This window comes from Pontibacter sp. FD36 (assembly GCF_015686655.1).
Lineage (GTDB): Bacteria > Bacteroidota > Bacteroidia > Cytophagales > Hymenobacteraceae > Pontibacter.
The window spans coordinates 22,181-35,775 of the sequence record NZ_JADPMP010000003.1; the positions used below are offsets into that span (position 1 = coordinate 22,181).

Genomic DNA, 13,595 nt, shown 5'->3' on the forward strand with positions numbered 1-13,595 from the left:
AATCCGCTGAAGTATTACAAAAATCTAATATATTAAAATACCGCGTACAAGGGTATTGGCAGGAACCTGATCAGGTTTCAGTTTGTGAAGGTTATTCTGGTCTAACTGGCTGGTATCCAATAAAAAAGACATACCCGTGGATTCACTTACTGCCACAAAGCCCGCCTCACCCAAACTGGTGTAGGAAATCGGATGGTGCTGTGTTACTTCACTGTATTTTGATCCAATTCCTAAACCCTGGGCCGTTTTGTACTGTTCGCCCTGTACCTGGATGCGCCATACCTGGCAATCGGGCTCGCAGGTTTGCTCCACCAGCAGCCCGCGTGGACTGTCGGGACCGCTGAAGACATAAGCCGTAGACTGCTGACCCTCGAGCTGCAGGGTGGTATCCCGTATCTGCAGACCTGCCGGCACCTGGTTGCGCATTTCCTCGATGGGCATACCTATCCGGATGTTGCCCGCCTGCCCCTTACGAATGACAAAGTCGGCAGGCTGGGTTGCGGGGGAGGGGGTACCTGATTCAACGGTTTCTGTCATCGGCCCGCCTTCGATTGCCGTATCGGTAGTATTGGCCGCATCATCGGTGTTGTCACGGTCGGCCAGGCAAGCTGCCATGCCCACCCCCAACAGGATGGCGTAAAGTATATTCTTAAGCATGAGGTGAGATTAGGAAATCATTATATTCATCTTAACCCTGTTGTGACTGCCGGGGTTGTCGTATATTAGCACGAAAACGTAATTCGTTTATTTTGTCATACATCAACTAAAAATAATAAAATGGCTTTACCATTAATACTGGTTTCGAACGACGACGGCATTACAGCGCCAGGTATACGGACGCTGGTGAAAGTGGCCAAGAAAATAGGAGAGGTATTGGTTGTGGCACCTGACGGACCGCAGTCAGGTATGGGGCACGCGATCACGATCGGCAACACGCTACGCCTCGATCGCTCCATTGCTTTTGAAGACCTGGGTATAGAGGCCTACGAGTGCTCCGGTACGCCGGCCGACTGCGTAAAACTGGCCAAGCACCATGTGTTGAAAGACCGCCGGCCTGATCTGGTGGTGAGCGGCATCAACCACGGTTCCAACTCCAGCATCAGCGTGCTATACTCCGGCACCATGTCAGCGGCTATTGAGGCGGCTATTGAAGGCCTGCCAGCTATCGGTTTTTCGCTTTGCGATTACGGGCACGAGGCAGACTTTTCGCATACCGAAGAGTTTGTGGAGCTGATCATCCGGCAGGCGCTGGAGCATGGTATACCTGAGAATACGGCCCTGAACGTGAACTTGCCAAAGAAGAGCAGCGAGCCGATCAAAGGTGTGAAGGTATGCCGGCAGGCTCATGCCAGGTGGCAGGAGGAGTTTGACGAGCGCCTTGACCCGCGCAACCGCCGCTACTTCTGGATGACGGGCAGCTTCGTGAACCACGACAAAGGAGAGGACACCGACGAGTGGGCGCTGCTGAACAACTTCGTATCCGTAGTGCCCTGCCAGTTCGATATGACGGCCTACCATGCCATGGCCACGCTCAATGAATGGGATATGTAAGGTATAGAAAAACCCCTGGGCTGTGAAGATCAGCGCCAGGGGCAACCTAACATTTTGTGTTTATAGCTTATTTCTTTCTGGTGACTACCACATCGGCATTCTTTGCATTCGAGTCTGCAGGCTTTCCTGAGCCGTCGTTTGTCACGAAGAGGATGGTAAGCTTTTGACTAACCGCTACAGGCTGGCCATCTACCTTGCCGGGATTCCACATACCTTGTGTTTTCTGAATTGTGCCAGAGATAGCATCATGCATCTCTTTTCCCATACCTACCGAGAACATGCTGATTACCTTACCGTCTTCCTTTATGATTAGGTGTACCTCAACGGCTCCTTCGAAGTCAGTATTGGCAGGGTAGCGCAGGTTTTTAGCCAGGTATCTTTCAAAGGATCCCTCTTTAAAAGTTGGCTTCACATCTACTTCTTCTATCTTATAAGAATGCTTGGTATACTTGGTCATAGTCGGCACGCCCATTTTCTCGCTGCCACGGCCAGACTCTGAGCTCAGGAATTGCACCGGCAGCACTACTTCAGCACCGGTAGGTTGACCGCTTTTTAGGGCAGGCTCCCATTGGCCCGAAGTTGCTTTCACGGCCGCCATAGCTGATTCTGATAGTTTAGCCAGTATAGTTTTGTTCTGCAGTTGGAAAGTAGAAGCGTCCATATAATCCAGTTCGGAGCCAGGCCCAACCATTTTCTTCAGTTTGGTGCCTTCCAGTCGCACATTCGATACCTGCCCTTCTTTATCAACATAGAACTTCACCACTACACGGGCATTCAGGTTTTCCTTTTTAGCTTCGGCGGGTAGTGCCAGGTGCGCCTGCATAGCCTGTTGCATTGCCTCTGTGCCGCCCTTAAAGGCAGGCATACGATTGGCCACACTGGCTGCGGCGGTACGGTCAGCTTCGCTCAGGGCAAACCTGATGGGCAAGGTATAGCGCACTCGTACGACCTCTTCATTTTGCCGGCCTGGGGACCAGTGACCACTCATCAGCTTCACCACCCGCATCGCTTCCTCGTCAGTTTCTTTGCTGAGTGGTTTTACAGTTTTTACTTCACTGATCTTACCATCGGTTTCTACCACAAAGGTCACCACGGTCAAGCCTTCCACTCCATTGCTTTTAGCAATAGCAGGATACTGGATGTTGGTGCCCAGGAATTTCATCATCTCAGCTTCACCACCCTTAAACTCTGGCATTTGCTGGACATAGCTGTAGGGTTCGCCTGCAGGCTTCTTTTGCTGTGCAAGTGCGTCTGTTTGCAACCCGATGTTGAGTGAGAGAGCCAGCAGGGGAGCGACCAGTAAGATCTTGATTGAGTTTTTGTTTTTCATGAGATGTAAGTTTTATGGTTCTGTTTTAGGAAAGAAAAGGCAATAGTGACCCTGCCCCGGTTTTTAAACCGGGTTTAGCAGGTATAAAATAGGGTGAAACTATTATTTTATGGCGAAGCGCACGGGCAAGGTATAGCGGACAGGCACTGTTTTACCGTTCTGTCTGCCAGGATCCCACTGACCTTGCATGGCTTCTACTACTCGTATGGCCTCTTTGTCCAGGTCCTCGTGCAACGATTTTAGTAGCGTTATTTCGTTTAAGCCGCCAGTCTTATCTACTACAAAGCTCAACACTACCAGTCCCTCTACGCCTGCATCCTGTGCACTCTTTGGATAGCGAACTTGTCGTGCCATAAACTTCATCATCTCCGTTTCACCGCCCTTAAACTTAGGCATCTGGTCTACATAGGTATAGGGCTTTTCATCAGAATTGGCATTTTCAGTCGCAATGTTAGGTGTAGCAGTTGGTTCTACCATCTTGACCTCTTTCTTCACTGTTTTGGCCGATTCGGTGGTTGCTGCGTTGGCCGTCGCAGCTGCAGGCTCTATCCCTTCGTGCTTCTGCTCGCCTATTGGAGTTGAGGCTTTTCGTGCTGGAGCCATTACGAGCAGCTCCGTCAGCGAAGCGGGTTCTTCCACGAGAGTTGTCACATCAGCGCTTACTTTGCTACTTGAGAATGCTACCAGCAGTATGAGTATTACGGGCAGGGAAAGCAGCAGACGCGCTTTGTTTACAGGCTTTCCATGCAACTGCAGCATGCGCAGGCGGCGGAACACTTGCGGCTTCTGGAAATAACTTCCCACCGGTATGCCCGCCATGTAAAGTGCCTCTTTGGCCAGTAACGAGCTGTATTCCTGTGGCTGGCAGTTAGCGAGTACCTCCGCATCCGCCTGAAACTCATGCACATTACGCAACTCTTCTTTCATAAGCCAGACCAGCGGGTTAAACCACAGCACAGCGGTCAGGATCTCATAGTAAAGCACATCGTAGGTATGGCGCAGACGCACGTGGGCCATCTCGTGCGAAAGGATCTGCTGCTGCTCCTGCGCAGACAAATGCTTCATATCTCCCAGGAACACATAGTGCAGGAAAGCGAACGAGGGGAACTGTCCTTCAGTTTGGAGCACGGTTGCCTCAGACCCTGATGAATGAAGCGGTTTGGCGGCAGACGCCAGCGTCCGGATGCGGATCACCTGCATGCCCAGCCTAAAGAGTAGCACAAGGCCAATTACACCGTACAGCATAAGGAACCATTGGCCGGTTGTAAAGAGTGGTGCTGTAGCTGGTGCAGTCGAATTATAGCCAGTTACCTGTATTTCCTGCAGTTGGATGGCAGGTATGACATCCGTGGAGGGAAGCACGGCCTGGAATGGCAGTTGTAATTCCAGCAGCGGAATAGTGAGCGCCAGTAGGGGAGTCAGTAGCAAGTATAGCCTATTAAAAAGCAAGCCTGGCTGGTTATGCAGCACTAGTCTGTAAAACAGGTATAGCACCAGCAATGCTATGGCCGACTGCAGCAGGTAATTAAGCATTGTTTCCATCGCGTTGGTCCTCTTCTTTAAGGTCGTCCTTTACATGACGCATCAGCTGGTCAAGCTCTTTTACGTCGAGGTTGTTGTCTTTGGCAAAGAACGAAACAAGCTTTTCGAAAGAGCCTCCGAAATAGCCGCTCATGAAGTTCCTCAGAAAAAAGCTCTTATACTTGTCCTCGGCCACCAGCGGGTAGTACTCGTGTGACTTACCAAAGGCATTGTAGCCGACGAATCCCTTCTTCTCCAAAATGCGAACAACGGTCGATACCGTATTATAGGCTGGCTTAGGTTCGGGCATCTCTTCCATAATATCTTTCACGAATCCTTTTTTCATTTTCCAAAGGATCTGCATGATCTCTTCTTCGGCTTTGGTGAGTTCTTTCATAGGGCTTGTGGCTGTTTAATAAGATAAATATATAACTAATTACTTAGTTTTCAAACTAAATGTTTAGTTATTTGAGAATATTTTAAATAAAAAATGGCTCCCTGCAAGGGGAGCCATTTTTTATAAGGTATAAAAATCAGGGATTAGTAGCCCTCGTTTCTTACCAGGTTCGGGTTACGCTCCATCTGCTGAAGCGGAATTGGCCAGAGGTTACGGAAAGCCTGTCCGTTGCAGAAGCCAAGCACCTCGCATGTCAGGTTGTAGCGACGCAGATCCATGTAGCGGAGGCCTTCACCTACGAACTCCAGACGGCGCTGACGCAGAATCTCATCAAGTGCTGCCGTTACAGAGAGTGCACCCACATCAGGTAGACCGGCTCTGTTTCTGATCATGTTGATGTCCTCAAGAGATTGCTCTGAAACAGTATTTGACTGTCTTATGGCAGCTTCTGCTCTGATCAGGTACATTTCTGCCAGACGGATCACAATTACGTTATCGGCATTATTCACGGCGTCTTCATACTTGAGCAGTCTGCGGCGGTTGGCAGAGCCTTCAATGCGAACAGTTGACTCAAAGCGGGTGTCACCGTTAGCAGCCGATGCTTGCAAAGCCTCGTAAGTGCCCTGACGCACGTAGAATTTCTGACCAGGTGTGTTCGGGTTAGTGGATGAACCCAGGCTATTTTGGTCGTTTGTAGTGAAGTCGATCTCAAAGATGGACTCTCTGTTGCCGCTGCCTTCTGTGGTGAAGATGCTGGCAAAAGTAGGCATCAGCTCGAAGGCGCCGCTTGTGATAACCTGGTTGGCTTTGGTCTGTGCCTCACCATAGTTGCCAACCTGCAGTTGCACACGGGCTAGCAGGGCAGTTGCCGCAAGTCCTGAAGCACGGCGAGGGTCTGATCTTTCCTCAGTGCCCAGCATGTTCTCTGCATTGGTCAGGTCACTGATGATGGAGTTATACACCTCCTGCTCAGATGCGCGTGGCAGGAACTGAATGTCTGGCAAGCCAGTAGTTGCATTCAACTCAAGTGGTACTCCCCCAAACACCTTCACCAGATCAAAGTATGCAAGCGCTCTTACAAAGTACATCTCACCCTGAATGGCATCACGCTGCTCAGCTGTGATAGTACCGGCTGAAAACAAATTATCTGCCTGAGCGATAACGGTGTTAGCACGGTTGATTACAATATAGATCGTACCCCAGGTGTTGTCAATCTGTAGGTTGGAAGCCGTAAAGGTACGTCTGGTTGCCTCGAGGTCAGTGGTAAATGTACCGATGAACTCCATGTTATCAGAGTATACCTCATTGTAGAAGGCGTAACGGTAACCGTAATAGTCCTCGGACTGCATAGCGCTGTAAGCACCAAGGGCAGCCTTGTCCAATGAATTGAAATCTGTTACGGCAACATCAGCCTCCACCTGTGTGGTCGGGGCCACTTCCAGTCTTTCCTCGCAGCCGGTCATCACACTCAAACCAAGTGCTGCGGCCAATATGTATGAATATTTTTTCATCTTGATAATCGGTTTAATGATTAAAATCCAACATTAACACCAAATGTGATGGTGCGGCTCTGAGGCACTGTGTAGAAGTCTACACCCAATGTTGTATTGCTGGTGCCTGCAAAGTTCACTTCCGGGTCGAAACCAGGGTAATCTGTGAAAGTAAGCAGGTTCTGAGCCTGAGCATACACACGCAGTGATCTCATTCTCAGGCGCTCGCTAACAGAAGTAGGCAGGGTATAACCCAATACCATGTTCTTGAGGCGCAGGTAAGAACCATCATAGATAAAGCGTGAAGTGTTGCTTCTGCCATTGTAGTTGTCATCAATATAAGTAGCACGCGGTACGTCTGTTACGTCACCTTCCTGGCGCCATCTGCCCAGTACATCCTCCACCATGTTGTCGTCATACACACCAAGGTGCATCTGGTACTGACGCGATGGCATCGCGATTTCGTTGCCGTAAGAGAACTGGAAGAACACATTCAGGTCAAAGCCTTTGTAGCGGAAGGTGTTTGTCAGACCACCGATGAAGTCTGGCTGTGCGTTGCCAATTACGGTGAAGTCATCGTCTGTGATAATGCCATCTCCGTTGATATCACGGAAGTTTACGTCACCAGCCTGTGTATCTATAATACCATTGCCGTTTCTATCAACTGCTCTGGACTCCGGGACATCTTCTGTTCTGCTGAAGATGCCATCAGAGATCAGACCGTAGAACGTACCTATTGGCTGACCTTCACGCAGTACAAGCGAGTTACCGCCGAAGCCGTAGAAGATGTCCTGTCCTTCGTAAAGCGACGTTACCTTGTTGCGGTTGCGGGCAATATTGAAATCAGTAGTCCAGTTGAAGCCATTGCCTGGGTTAGAGATGTTTACTGTGTTCAGGGCAATTTCAAAACCTTTGTTTTCAGTAGAACCTACGTTGAACTGCACACTAGAGAAACCACTCTGTGTTGGAATAGGACGGGCAAAAAGCAGGTCGTCTGTCTTCTTGATATAATAGTCCAGTGCCAGGTTAACACGGCCATTCAGGAAGCCAATGTCAGTACCTACGTTAAACTGTCTGGTTGTTTCCCACTTCAGGTCCGGGTTGGCCAGCTGAGACTGGGCCAGACCAGAAAGGTCAAGGTAGTTGCTACCGCCTGTGTAAAGCGGCAGGTATCTGAAGTCACCGATCTCCTGGTTACCGGTTACACCGTAAGAAGCACGCAGCTTCAGTTCACTCATGTAGTCAAGACCTGACATGAAGTTTTCTTCAATCAGTCTCCAGCCTGCCGAAACAGACGGGAAATAACCATAACGGTTGTTCGCACCAAAACGGGAAGATCCGTCAGCACGGAAGTTAACGCCCAACAGGTATCTGTCTCTGAAGGAGTAGTTCACACGGCCGAAGAAAGAAACAAGTGAAGACTCGATTTCAGAGTTTGTACCAGCGTTCACGCGGGCAGCACTCGATACGTAACGGAAACGCTCACTTGCAAAGCCCTCACCTGTTACACTGGCGCTGCGGATCTGGTTGTCCTCGTTGCTGGCACCGATCACAGAAGACAGGCTGTGTACCTCGTTGAAAGTTTTGTTATAAGCCAATGTAGCCTCCAACAAGCGTTTGGTAGCAGTAGTAGTGGCATTAATGGCTTGACCATCCTGCGCCTCAAAAGTAGAACCAGGGAAGTTAGCGGCGCTGTAACGACGTTCTTCCACATTCAGCACATCTATACCACCTTTCACTTGCAGGTCGAGGCCCGGAATGATTGAGTATTTCGCAAACGCGTTACCAACAGCACGAAGGTTACGGGTTTCGTTATCATTTTCAAGACCTTCCGCTACCGGGTTAGTATAGTAGAAGTTAGGGTAAGAGTAAGTTCTTGTTTCTACATCAGTGAAAACCGGCCAGAGCGGAGACGCAGCCAGCGCATTGGCAAAGGGGCTGGTGATGGAGTTGTCGCTGATGATACGATCACTGTCTGAGCGGCTTAGCTGAATGCTGGTGCCCAGTGAGAACTTATCATTTGCCTGGTGGTCCAGGTTCAGTCGGGTAGAGTAACGCTGATAGCGGCTACCGATTACAACACCTTTCTGATCGAAGTAGTTACCAGACACATAGTAGCGCGTCTTCGGGTCACCACCGCTCAAAGAGAGCTCATAGTTAGAGATACCAGCCGTGCGGGATATCTCATCCACCCAATCCGTATCTGCTAATGGGAAATCAAGTCCACCATAATAGAAGTCAGCGAATTCCTCTGGCGTATACTCACCCTCCGGAATAAAGCCATCATTCACGAAGGCTTCCATCATGATCTCAGAATACTGCTGAGAGTTTAGAAGCTTCGGCTTTTTCCAGTAGTTCTGAGTACCAGTGTACATATTGAAGTTAACCTGCGTCTGACGGGCAGAACCACGCTTGGTTGTAATCAGTACCACACCGTTGGCAGCACGCGAACCGTAGATGGCTGCGGCAGAGGCATCTTTCAGAATGTCGATTGACTCGATATCGTTCGGGTTGATGTCTGTTACTGCGTTAGTAGACTGACCACCAAAGCCTAACTGAGAGAAGTCACCTGTTGTTAGCGGAACACCATCCACTACATAAAGCGGCTGGTTGCTGGCAGAGATTGAAGTAGCACCACGCACACGCACTGTGATACCGCCACCTGGTGTACCAGAGTTCTGAGAGATCTGCACACCGGCAGCACGTCCCTGCAGTGCCTGGTCAACACCAACAACCGGCAGGTTCTGGATGTCTTCCGACTTCACTTTGGCTGTAGCGCCTGTTACCTCACGACGCTCCTGCGTACCATAACCCACTACCACTACTTCGCTTAGTTGACGTTCATCAGCAGCAAGCTGCACGTCAACTGTGGAGCGACCATTCACTGGCACTTCCTGACGCTGCATACCGATGAAGCTGAACACCAGGGTTGCGTTTGGCTGTACCGATAAGGTGTACTCGCCATTGATTCCGGTCGTAACACCATTTGTAGTGCCCCGCTCCAACACGGTAACACCTGGGAGCGCAGAGCCATCATTGGCTGCTGTTACTCTACCGGATACAGTTTGAGTCTGAGCCCAGACACTGCTTACCAGTGTCAGGACTAAAAAGAAGCTCAAGAGTATACTCTTCTTCATAGTAGTTAAATTAGATAAAAAATTGATTTAGGAATTAACATTAGTCTTGCCAATTGGTTAAGAAAAATCAAAAAAACCGACTTAACTAATTTAGCAAATATAAAAAAATAATAAACACATTCCTTTAAAATGTTGGACAGATTCTAGTTTGTTTATAATAAATATCTAAAGTCTTAGAAATCAGAAGAATTCATGTTCGAACTTGGGTTAAGATGGTGTTCTGTGCCCAAAACCCTGCTTATGAATCGGTTAATTTTTCTCCAGCACCACCACGCTCAGAAATCCGCTGCCCTCGTGAATGGCTGACTTCCAGCCCAGGTCCTGCAGGTACCGGCGTATAAAATTGTTGAGCAGGCCATGCGCCACCAGGATCACATGCGGCTTGTGCTCAGCTTCCTGTGCCAGAAAGGTGGCTGCCTCACGTGCCCGCTGTTTTGCCTGCCTGAACGTCTCTATTCCCTTGCTGTTCATACCCATCATCCAAAGCAGCCTGGCGCTCACCAGCCAGAGCCTGATCGGGAGTCGCAAAAGAGGGAGCGAAAATATACGACGCTCAAACTCCCGGAACTCATGTCGCACGATCAATTCTACCTCATCACCAAATATCTGCCGTGCAGTGAGCTGCGACCTCACCAGGGTGCTGCAGTACACCCGCCGGATCTCCTGGTAAGGGATGGCCTCGTGTTCCAGGACAAACTGCTCTACTTCCGCTGCATCGTAGTCACTGATATAATTGCGTGCGCCGGCCTTGTTAAAGTAGCCCTTCTTCGAAACCATAGGCCGCGCATGACGGATCAGGAAGATGCGCTTTCTGGTCTGAGTACTGATTGATGGTGCTGTCAAGGCATGCTTGGTTGGTTTAAGCAGTGTATACGCAAGAGAGAATTCCACGATGCCTGTGGCCCCAGGCTGCAACTCAACTTATATCCATCATTTCAGGTGCAGAGATCGCAAGGTATAGGCATGATAAAAAAATGTAAAAAACCTGAAATCGCATTAACGGAATTTGTCTTGCACGCGTAATAGAAGGCACTGATAGCAACTGCTGGAACACATGACATGGACCACCCAGCGGGAGTACAATTTTTCAAAAACATCTTCCGGCCAGCCTTTGGCCTTCATCTATACCTGGCTGGCTATTAATTAATAGGCATACACCTGTCTCTAAGTGCCATGTTGCAACCTAGCGGAGATGAATATTGGCCCGAACCAAAAAATGATGTAAAACATATCTACACCAGAAAAGATAATGAAAACACCGCATTACCCATCGATGATCCTCATGACTGCCGATACGGTTGGCAGCGTATGGACCTATGCATTGGAGCTAACAAGAGCCGTAGCAAGCCACGGTACAAATGTAGCCCTGGCCACCATGGGAAATCCTATGAGTGAAGAGCAGCGCGCTGAAGCTGAAAGTATTGCCAATCTCACGGTTTATGAAAGTGAGTATAAGCTGGAGTGGATGGATGATCCCTGGGAGGATGTGGCGAAGGCTGGTCAGTGGCTTTTGGAGCTGCGTGATCAGGTGCAGCCGGATGTGATCCACCTCAACCACTTGAGCTTTGGCAGCCTGGAATGGGGCAAGCCCGTGCTGGCGGTCATCCACTCCTGCGTGCTGTCATGGTGGCGTGCCGTGAAGCAGGAGGAGGCTCCCAAAAGCTGGAACAAATACAGCGAAATGGTGCGAAAAGGCCTTCAGGCAGCCGATGTGGTGGTAGCACCAACTCAGGCTATGATGCACCAGGCCGAAGAACTCTATGGTCCGTTTAAGCAAAGCACTGTGGTGTACAACGGTCGCGGACAGCAGTATTTTCAGTTTGGGCGTAAGGAGCCTTTCGTTTTCAGCCTGGGCAGGGTATGGGACGAGGCCAAGAATATCTCCATGCTGGCACACATTGCCTCAGACCTGCAGTGGCCGGTTTACATAGCAGGTGAAGGCAAGCATCCGGATACAGGAGAAGCCATGGAGCTGGAAAACGTGTACTTCCTGGGGCAGCTCACAAACAAAGAAGTGTCTGATTGGCTATCCAGAGCGTCGATCTACGCATTGCCTGCCAAGTATGAACCTTTTGGACTTACCGTGCTGGAAGCGGCCATGTCAGGCTGTGCCCTGGTGGTGGGCAAAACTGAGAGCATGGCTGAGGTATGGGGTAATGCCGCCCGCTACGTAGACCCAAACAGTGCAGATGAATTGCGTGATGCGATCGAGAACCTGATAGACGATGAGTTCTGCCGCAATATAATGGCTTGCCGGGCTGTGAAGCGCTCGCATGGATACACCGCCGACCAGATGGCCCAGGATTACAGTTATCTGTACGGGCAGCTGATTCAGGCACCGGTTTCGGTTTCAAAATGAAAAACTAGCTTATCTTTACCAAAAATTGTCAAACAACGAGATGAACATCGTTATACTTGGCCTTTCCATTACAACTTCCTGGGGCAATGGCCATGCCACCACATACCGTAACCTGGTACGGGCGCTCAACTCCAATGCGCACCATGTGTTGTTTCTGGAGAGAAAACTGCCTCAGCGACAAGCCGCGGCTGATCTGGGTGCGCCAGACTTCTGCCAGTTAGGTACTTACGCTACGTTAGAACAGCTGAAGCAGTATACGGAGCAAGTGCGTGAAGCTGATTTGGTGATCATGGGTTCGAGTCTGTCTGAAGGCTCAGTGATTGGGAAGTGGATAATAGAAACGGCAAAGGGCATAAAGGCTTTTTACGATCTGGATGCACCTGCTACCCTCACAGAACTGGAAGGCCAGGGGCCATCTTACCTGAGTGCGAGCCTTATTCCTGCCTTTGACCTATACCTATCCTGCACAGGAGGTCCTGCATTGGAGCTGTTTGAGCAAAAGTACGGTGCCAGCATGGCCCGTCCGCTCTACTTCTCAGTTAACCCGGAGCTATACCATCAAGAGTACCGCGAGATCAAGTGGGATCTGGGCTACCTCGGTGCTTATTCAGAAGACAGACAGTCGGTCCTGCAGAAACTGATGGTGGATGCGGCCGCGCAGTGGCCAGAGGGACGCTTTGCGGTAGCTGGTACGAAGTATCCTGAAGACATGGGCTGGCCCGGTAACATCAACATGCTGCATCACCTGACCCCGGTTGAGCACCGCGATTTCTTTAACAGCCAGCGCTTTGCGTTGAGCTTGGCCCGCTCCGGAGCCAGCAGGTTTGGTTATACCCCGAGCATGCGTCTCTTTGAGGCGGCTGCCTGCTGCACACCTGTTATTTCGGACTATTGGGAAGGTATAGAGTCGCTGTTTGAGCCTGAATCGGAGATACTGATTACCAAAAGCGCCTCCGAAACATTGCGCTACCTCCGCGAGATTTGTACCTCGGAGCGCAAAGCCATTGGAACAAGGGCCCGCCGCAAAGTGATGGCACACCACACAGCCGCCCACCGTGCCCATGAACTGGAAACGTATGTGGGAGAATTGATGTCCCTGAATACTTCGAATGAGCCAAAGCTGGAAACGATCAGCTGATACTGAACTGAGTTTAATTAATAGGAAGCCATACCCGATTTGCTGGCAAGCGGGTATGGCTCTTTTTTGTGCAGAGCGCAGCCACGCCTGACTGCACTAACGATTACATGACAATGACAAAAAAAGGAATAGAACGCTGGAAGACACTGAAGTCGCAGGTGGTATTTGAACATAAATGGTATACCCTGCGCCGCGATCACGTGGAGCTGCCTAACGGATATGTGATGGACGACTACTTTGTGAGTGTGCGGCCGGATGTGGTGCTGACTTTCCCGTTGACCGAAGATGGGCACGTGCTGTTTGTGCGACAGTACAAGCATGCTGCTTCCGATATCTTTATTGAACTACCCGGTGGCGTGATCGATGCGCATGAAACAAATCCCTTGGAGGCGGCCAAACGGGAGCTGCTGGAAGAAACCGGCTATACCACCGACGACATAGAATCGGTGCTGCAGGTGATTGACAACCCGACCAAAGACACGAATAAAATTTACTATTACATCGCCCGCAACGTACGCGAAGTAGCTGCTCAGGACCTCGATGAGAGTGAGCACATCGAGGTCCTGAAGGTGCCTTTGCAGGAGGTGGAGCAGATGATCATGAGCGGAAAGATCAACGTGGCCGGTTCTATTGCCCTCTGCCTGCTCGCTCTCCGGAAGCTGGGTGCTTAAA

At 50.1% G+C, this 13,595-nt stretch carries 11 protein-coding genes; 4 read left to right on the forward strand and 7 right to left on the reverse strand.

Features of this window, described 5'->3' with window-relative positions; genetic code table 11:
• Positions 1 to 24: 24 nt before the first annotated feature.
• The gene (locus I0P70_RS04850; protein WP_196115059.1) at positions 25 to 657 is read right to left on the reverse strand and encodes a mechanosensitive ion channel protein MscS; all 633 of its coding nucleotides are present in this window, start codon (positions 655 to 657) and stop codon (positions 25 to 27) included.
• A 120-nt stretch (positions 658 to 777) separates the two neighbouring features.
• On the opposite strand from I0P70_RS04850, the gene surE reads away from it, so the two are divergent.
• The gene (gene surE, locus I0P70_RS04855; RefSeq protein WP_196115060.1) at positions 778 to 1,551 is read left to right on the forward strand and encodes a 5'/3'-nucleotidase SurE; all 774 of its coding nucleotides are present in this window, start codon (positions 778 to 780) and stop codon (positions 1,549 to 1,551) included.
• A 67-nt stretch (positions 1,552 to 1,618) separates the two neighbouring features.
• Here the strand turns inward: surE and I0P70_RS04860 are convergent, their stop codons facing one another.
• The 6 genes from I0P70_RS04860 to I0P70_RS04885 form a co-directional block, all read right to left on the reverse strand.
• Positions 1,619 to 2,881, reverse strand: coding sequence for a TonB family protein (locus I0P70_RS04860; RefSeq protein ID WP_196115061.1), 1,263 nt, complete (start codon positions 2,879 to 2,881; stop codon positions 1,619 to 1,621).
• A 102-nt stretch (positions 2,882 to 2,983) separates the two neighbouring features.
• Entirely contained in the window at positions 2,984 to 4,423 is a 1,440-nt protein-coding gene (locus tag I0P70_RS04865; protein ID WP_196115062.1) for a M56 family metallopeptidase, read from the reverse strand.
• Complete coding sequence (locus tag I0P70_RS04870) at positions 4,407 to 4,799, reverse strand: BlaI/MecI/CopY family transcriptional regulator (RefSeq protein WP_196115063.1); 393 nt, start codon at positions 4,797 to 4,799, stop codon at positions 4,407 to 4,409. Before I0P70_RS04870 ends, I0P70_RS04865 begins: the two co-directional genes overlap by 17 nt.
• A gap of 143 nt (positions 4,800 to 4,942) precedes the next feature.
• Positions 4,943 to 6,310, reverse strand: a complete 1,368-nt coding sequence (locus I0P70_RS04875; protein ID WP_196115064.1) for a RagB/SusD family nutrient uptake outer membrane protein — start codon at positions 6,308 to 6,310, stop codon at positions 4,943 to 4,945.
• Positions 6,311 to 6,330: 20 nt separating this feature from the next.
• Positions 6,331 to 9,426, reverse strand: coding sequence for a TonB-dependent receptor (locus tag I0P70_RS04880; RefSeq protein WP_196115065.1), 3,096 nt, complete (start codon positions 9,424 to 9,426; stop codon positions 6,331 to 6,333).
• Between the two features lie 249 nt (positions 9,427 to 9,675).
• The gene (locus I0P70_RS04885) at positions 9,676 to 10,269 is read right to left on the reverse strand and encodes a histidine phosphatase family protein (protein ID WP_196115066.1); all 594 of its coding nucleotides are present in this window, start codon (positions 10,267 to 10,269) and stop codon (positions 9,676 to 9,678) included.
• Positions 10,270 to 10,675: 406 nt separating this feature from the next.
• Between I0P70_RS04885 and I0P70_RS04890 the strand changes: the two genes are divergently transcribed.
• The 3 genes from I0P70_RS04890 to I0P70_RS04900 all read left to right on the forward strand — a co-directional run bounded on the left by I0P70_RS04890 (position 10,676) and on the right by I0P70_RS04900 (position 13,594).
• Entirely contained in the window at positions 10,676 to 11,785 is a 1,110-nt protein-coding gene (locus I0P70_RS04890) for a glycosyltransferase (RefSeq protein WP_230392005.1), read from the forward strand.
• Positions 11,786 to 11,825: 40 nt separating this feature from the next.
• Positions 11,826 to 12,923 (forward strand): glycosyltransferase, encoded by a 1,098-nt coding sequence (locus I0P70_RS04895; RefSeq protein WP_196115067.1) that lies wholly within the window; start codon positions 11,826 to 11,828, stop codon positions 12,921 to 12,923.
• 107 nt (positions 12,924 to 13,030) lie between these two features.
• The gene (locus I0P70_RS04900) at positions 13,031 to 13,594 is read left to right on the forward strand and encodes an NUDIX hydrolase (protein ID WP_230392006.1); all 564 of its coding nucleotides are present in this window, start codon (positions 13,031 to 13,033) and stop codon (positions 13,592 to 13,594) included.
• Position 13,595: the final 1 nt, after the last annotated feature.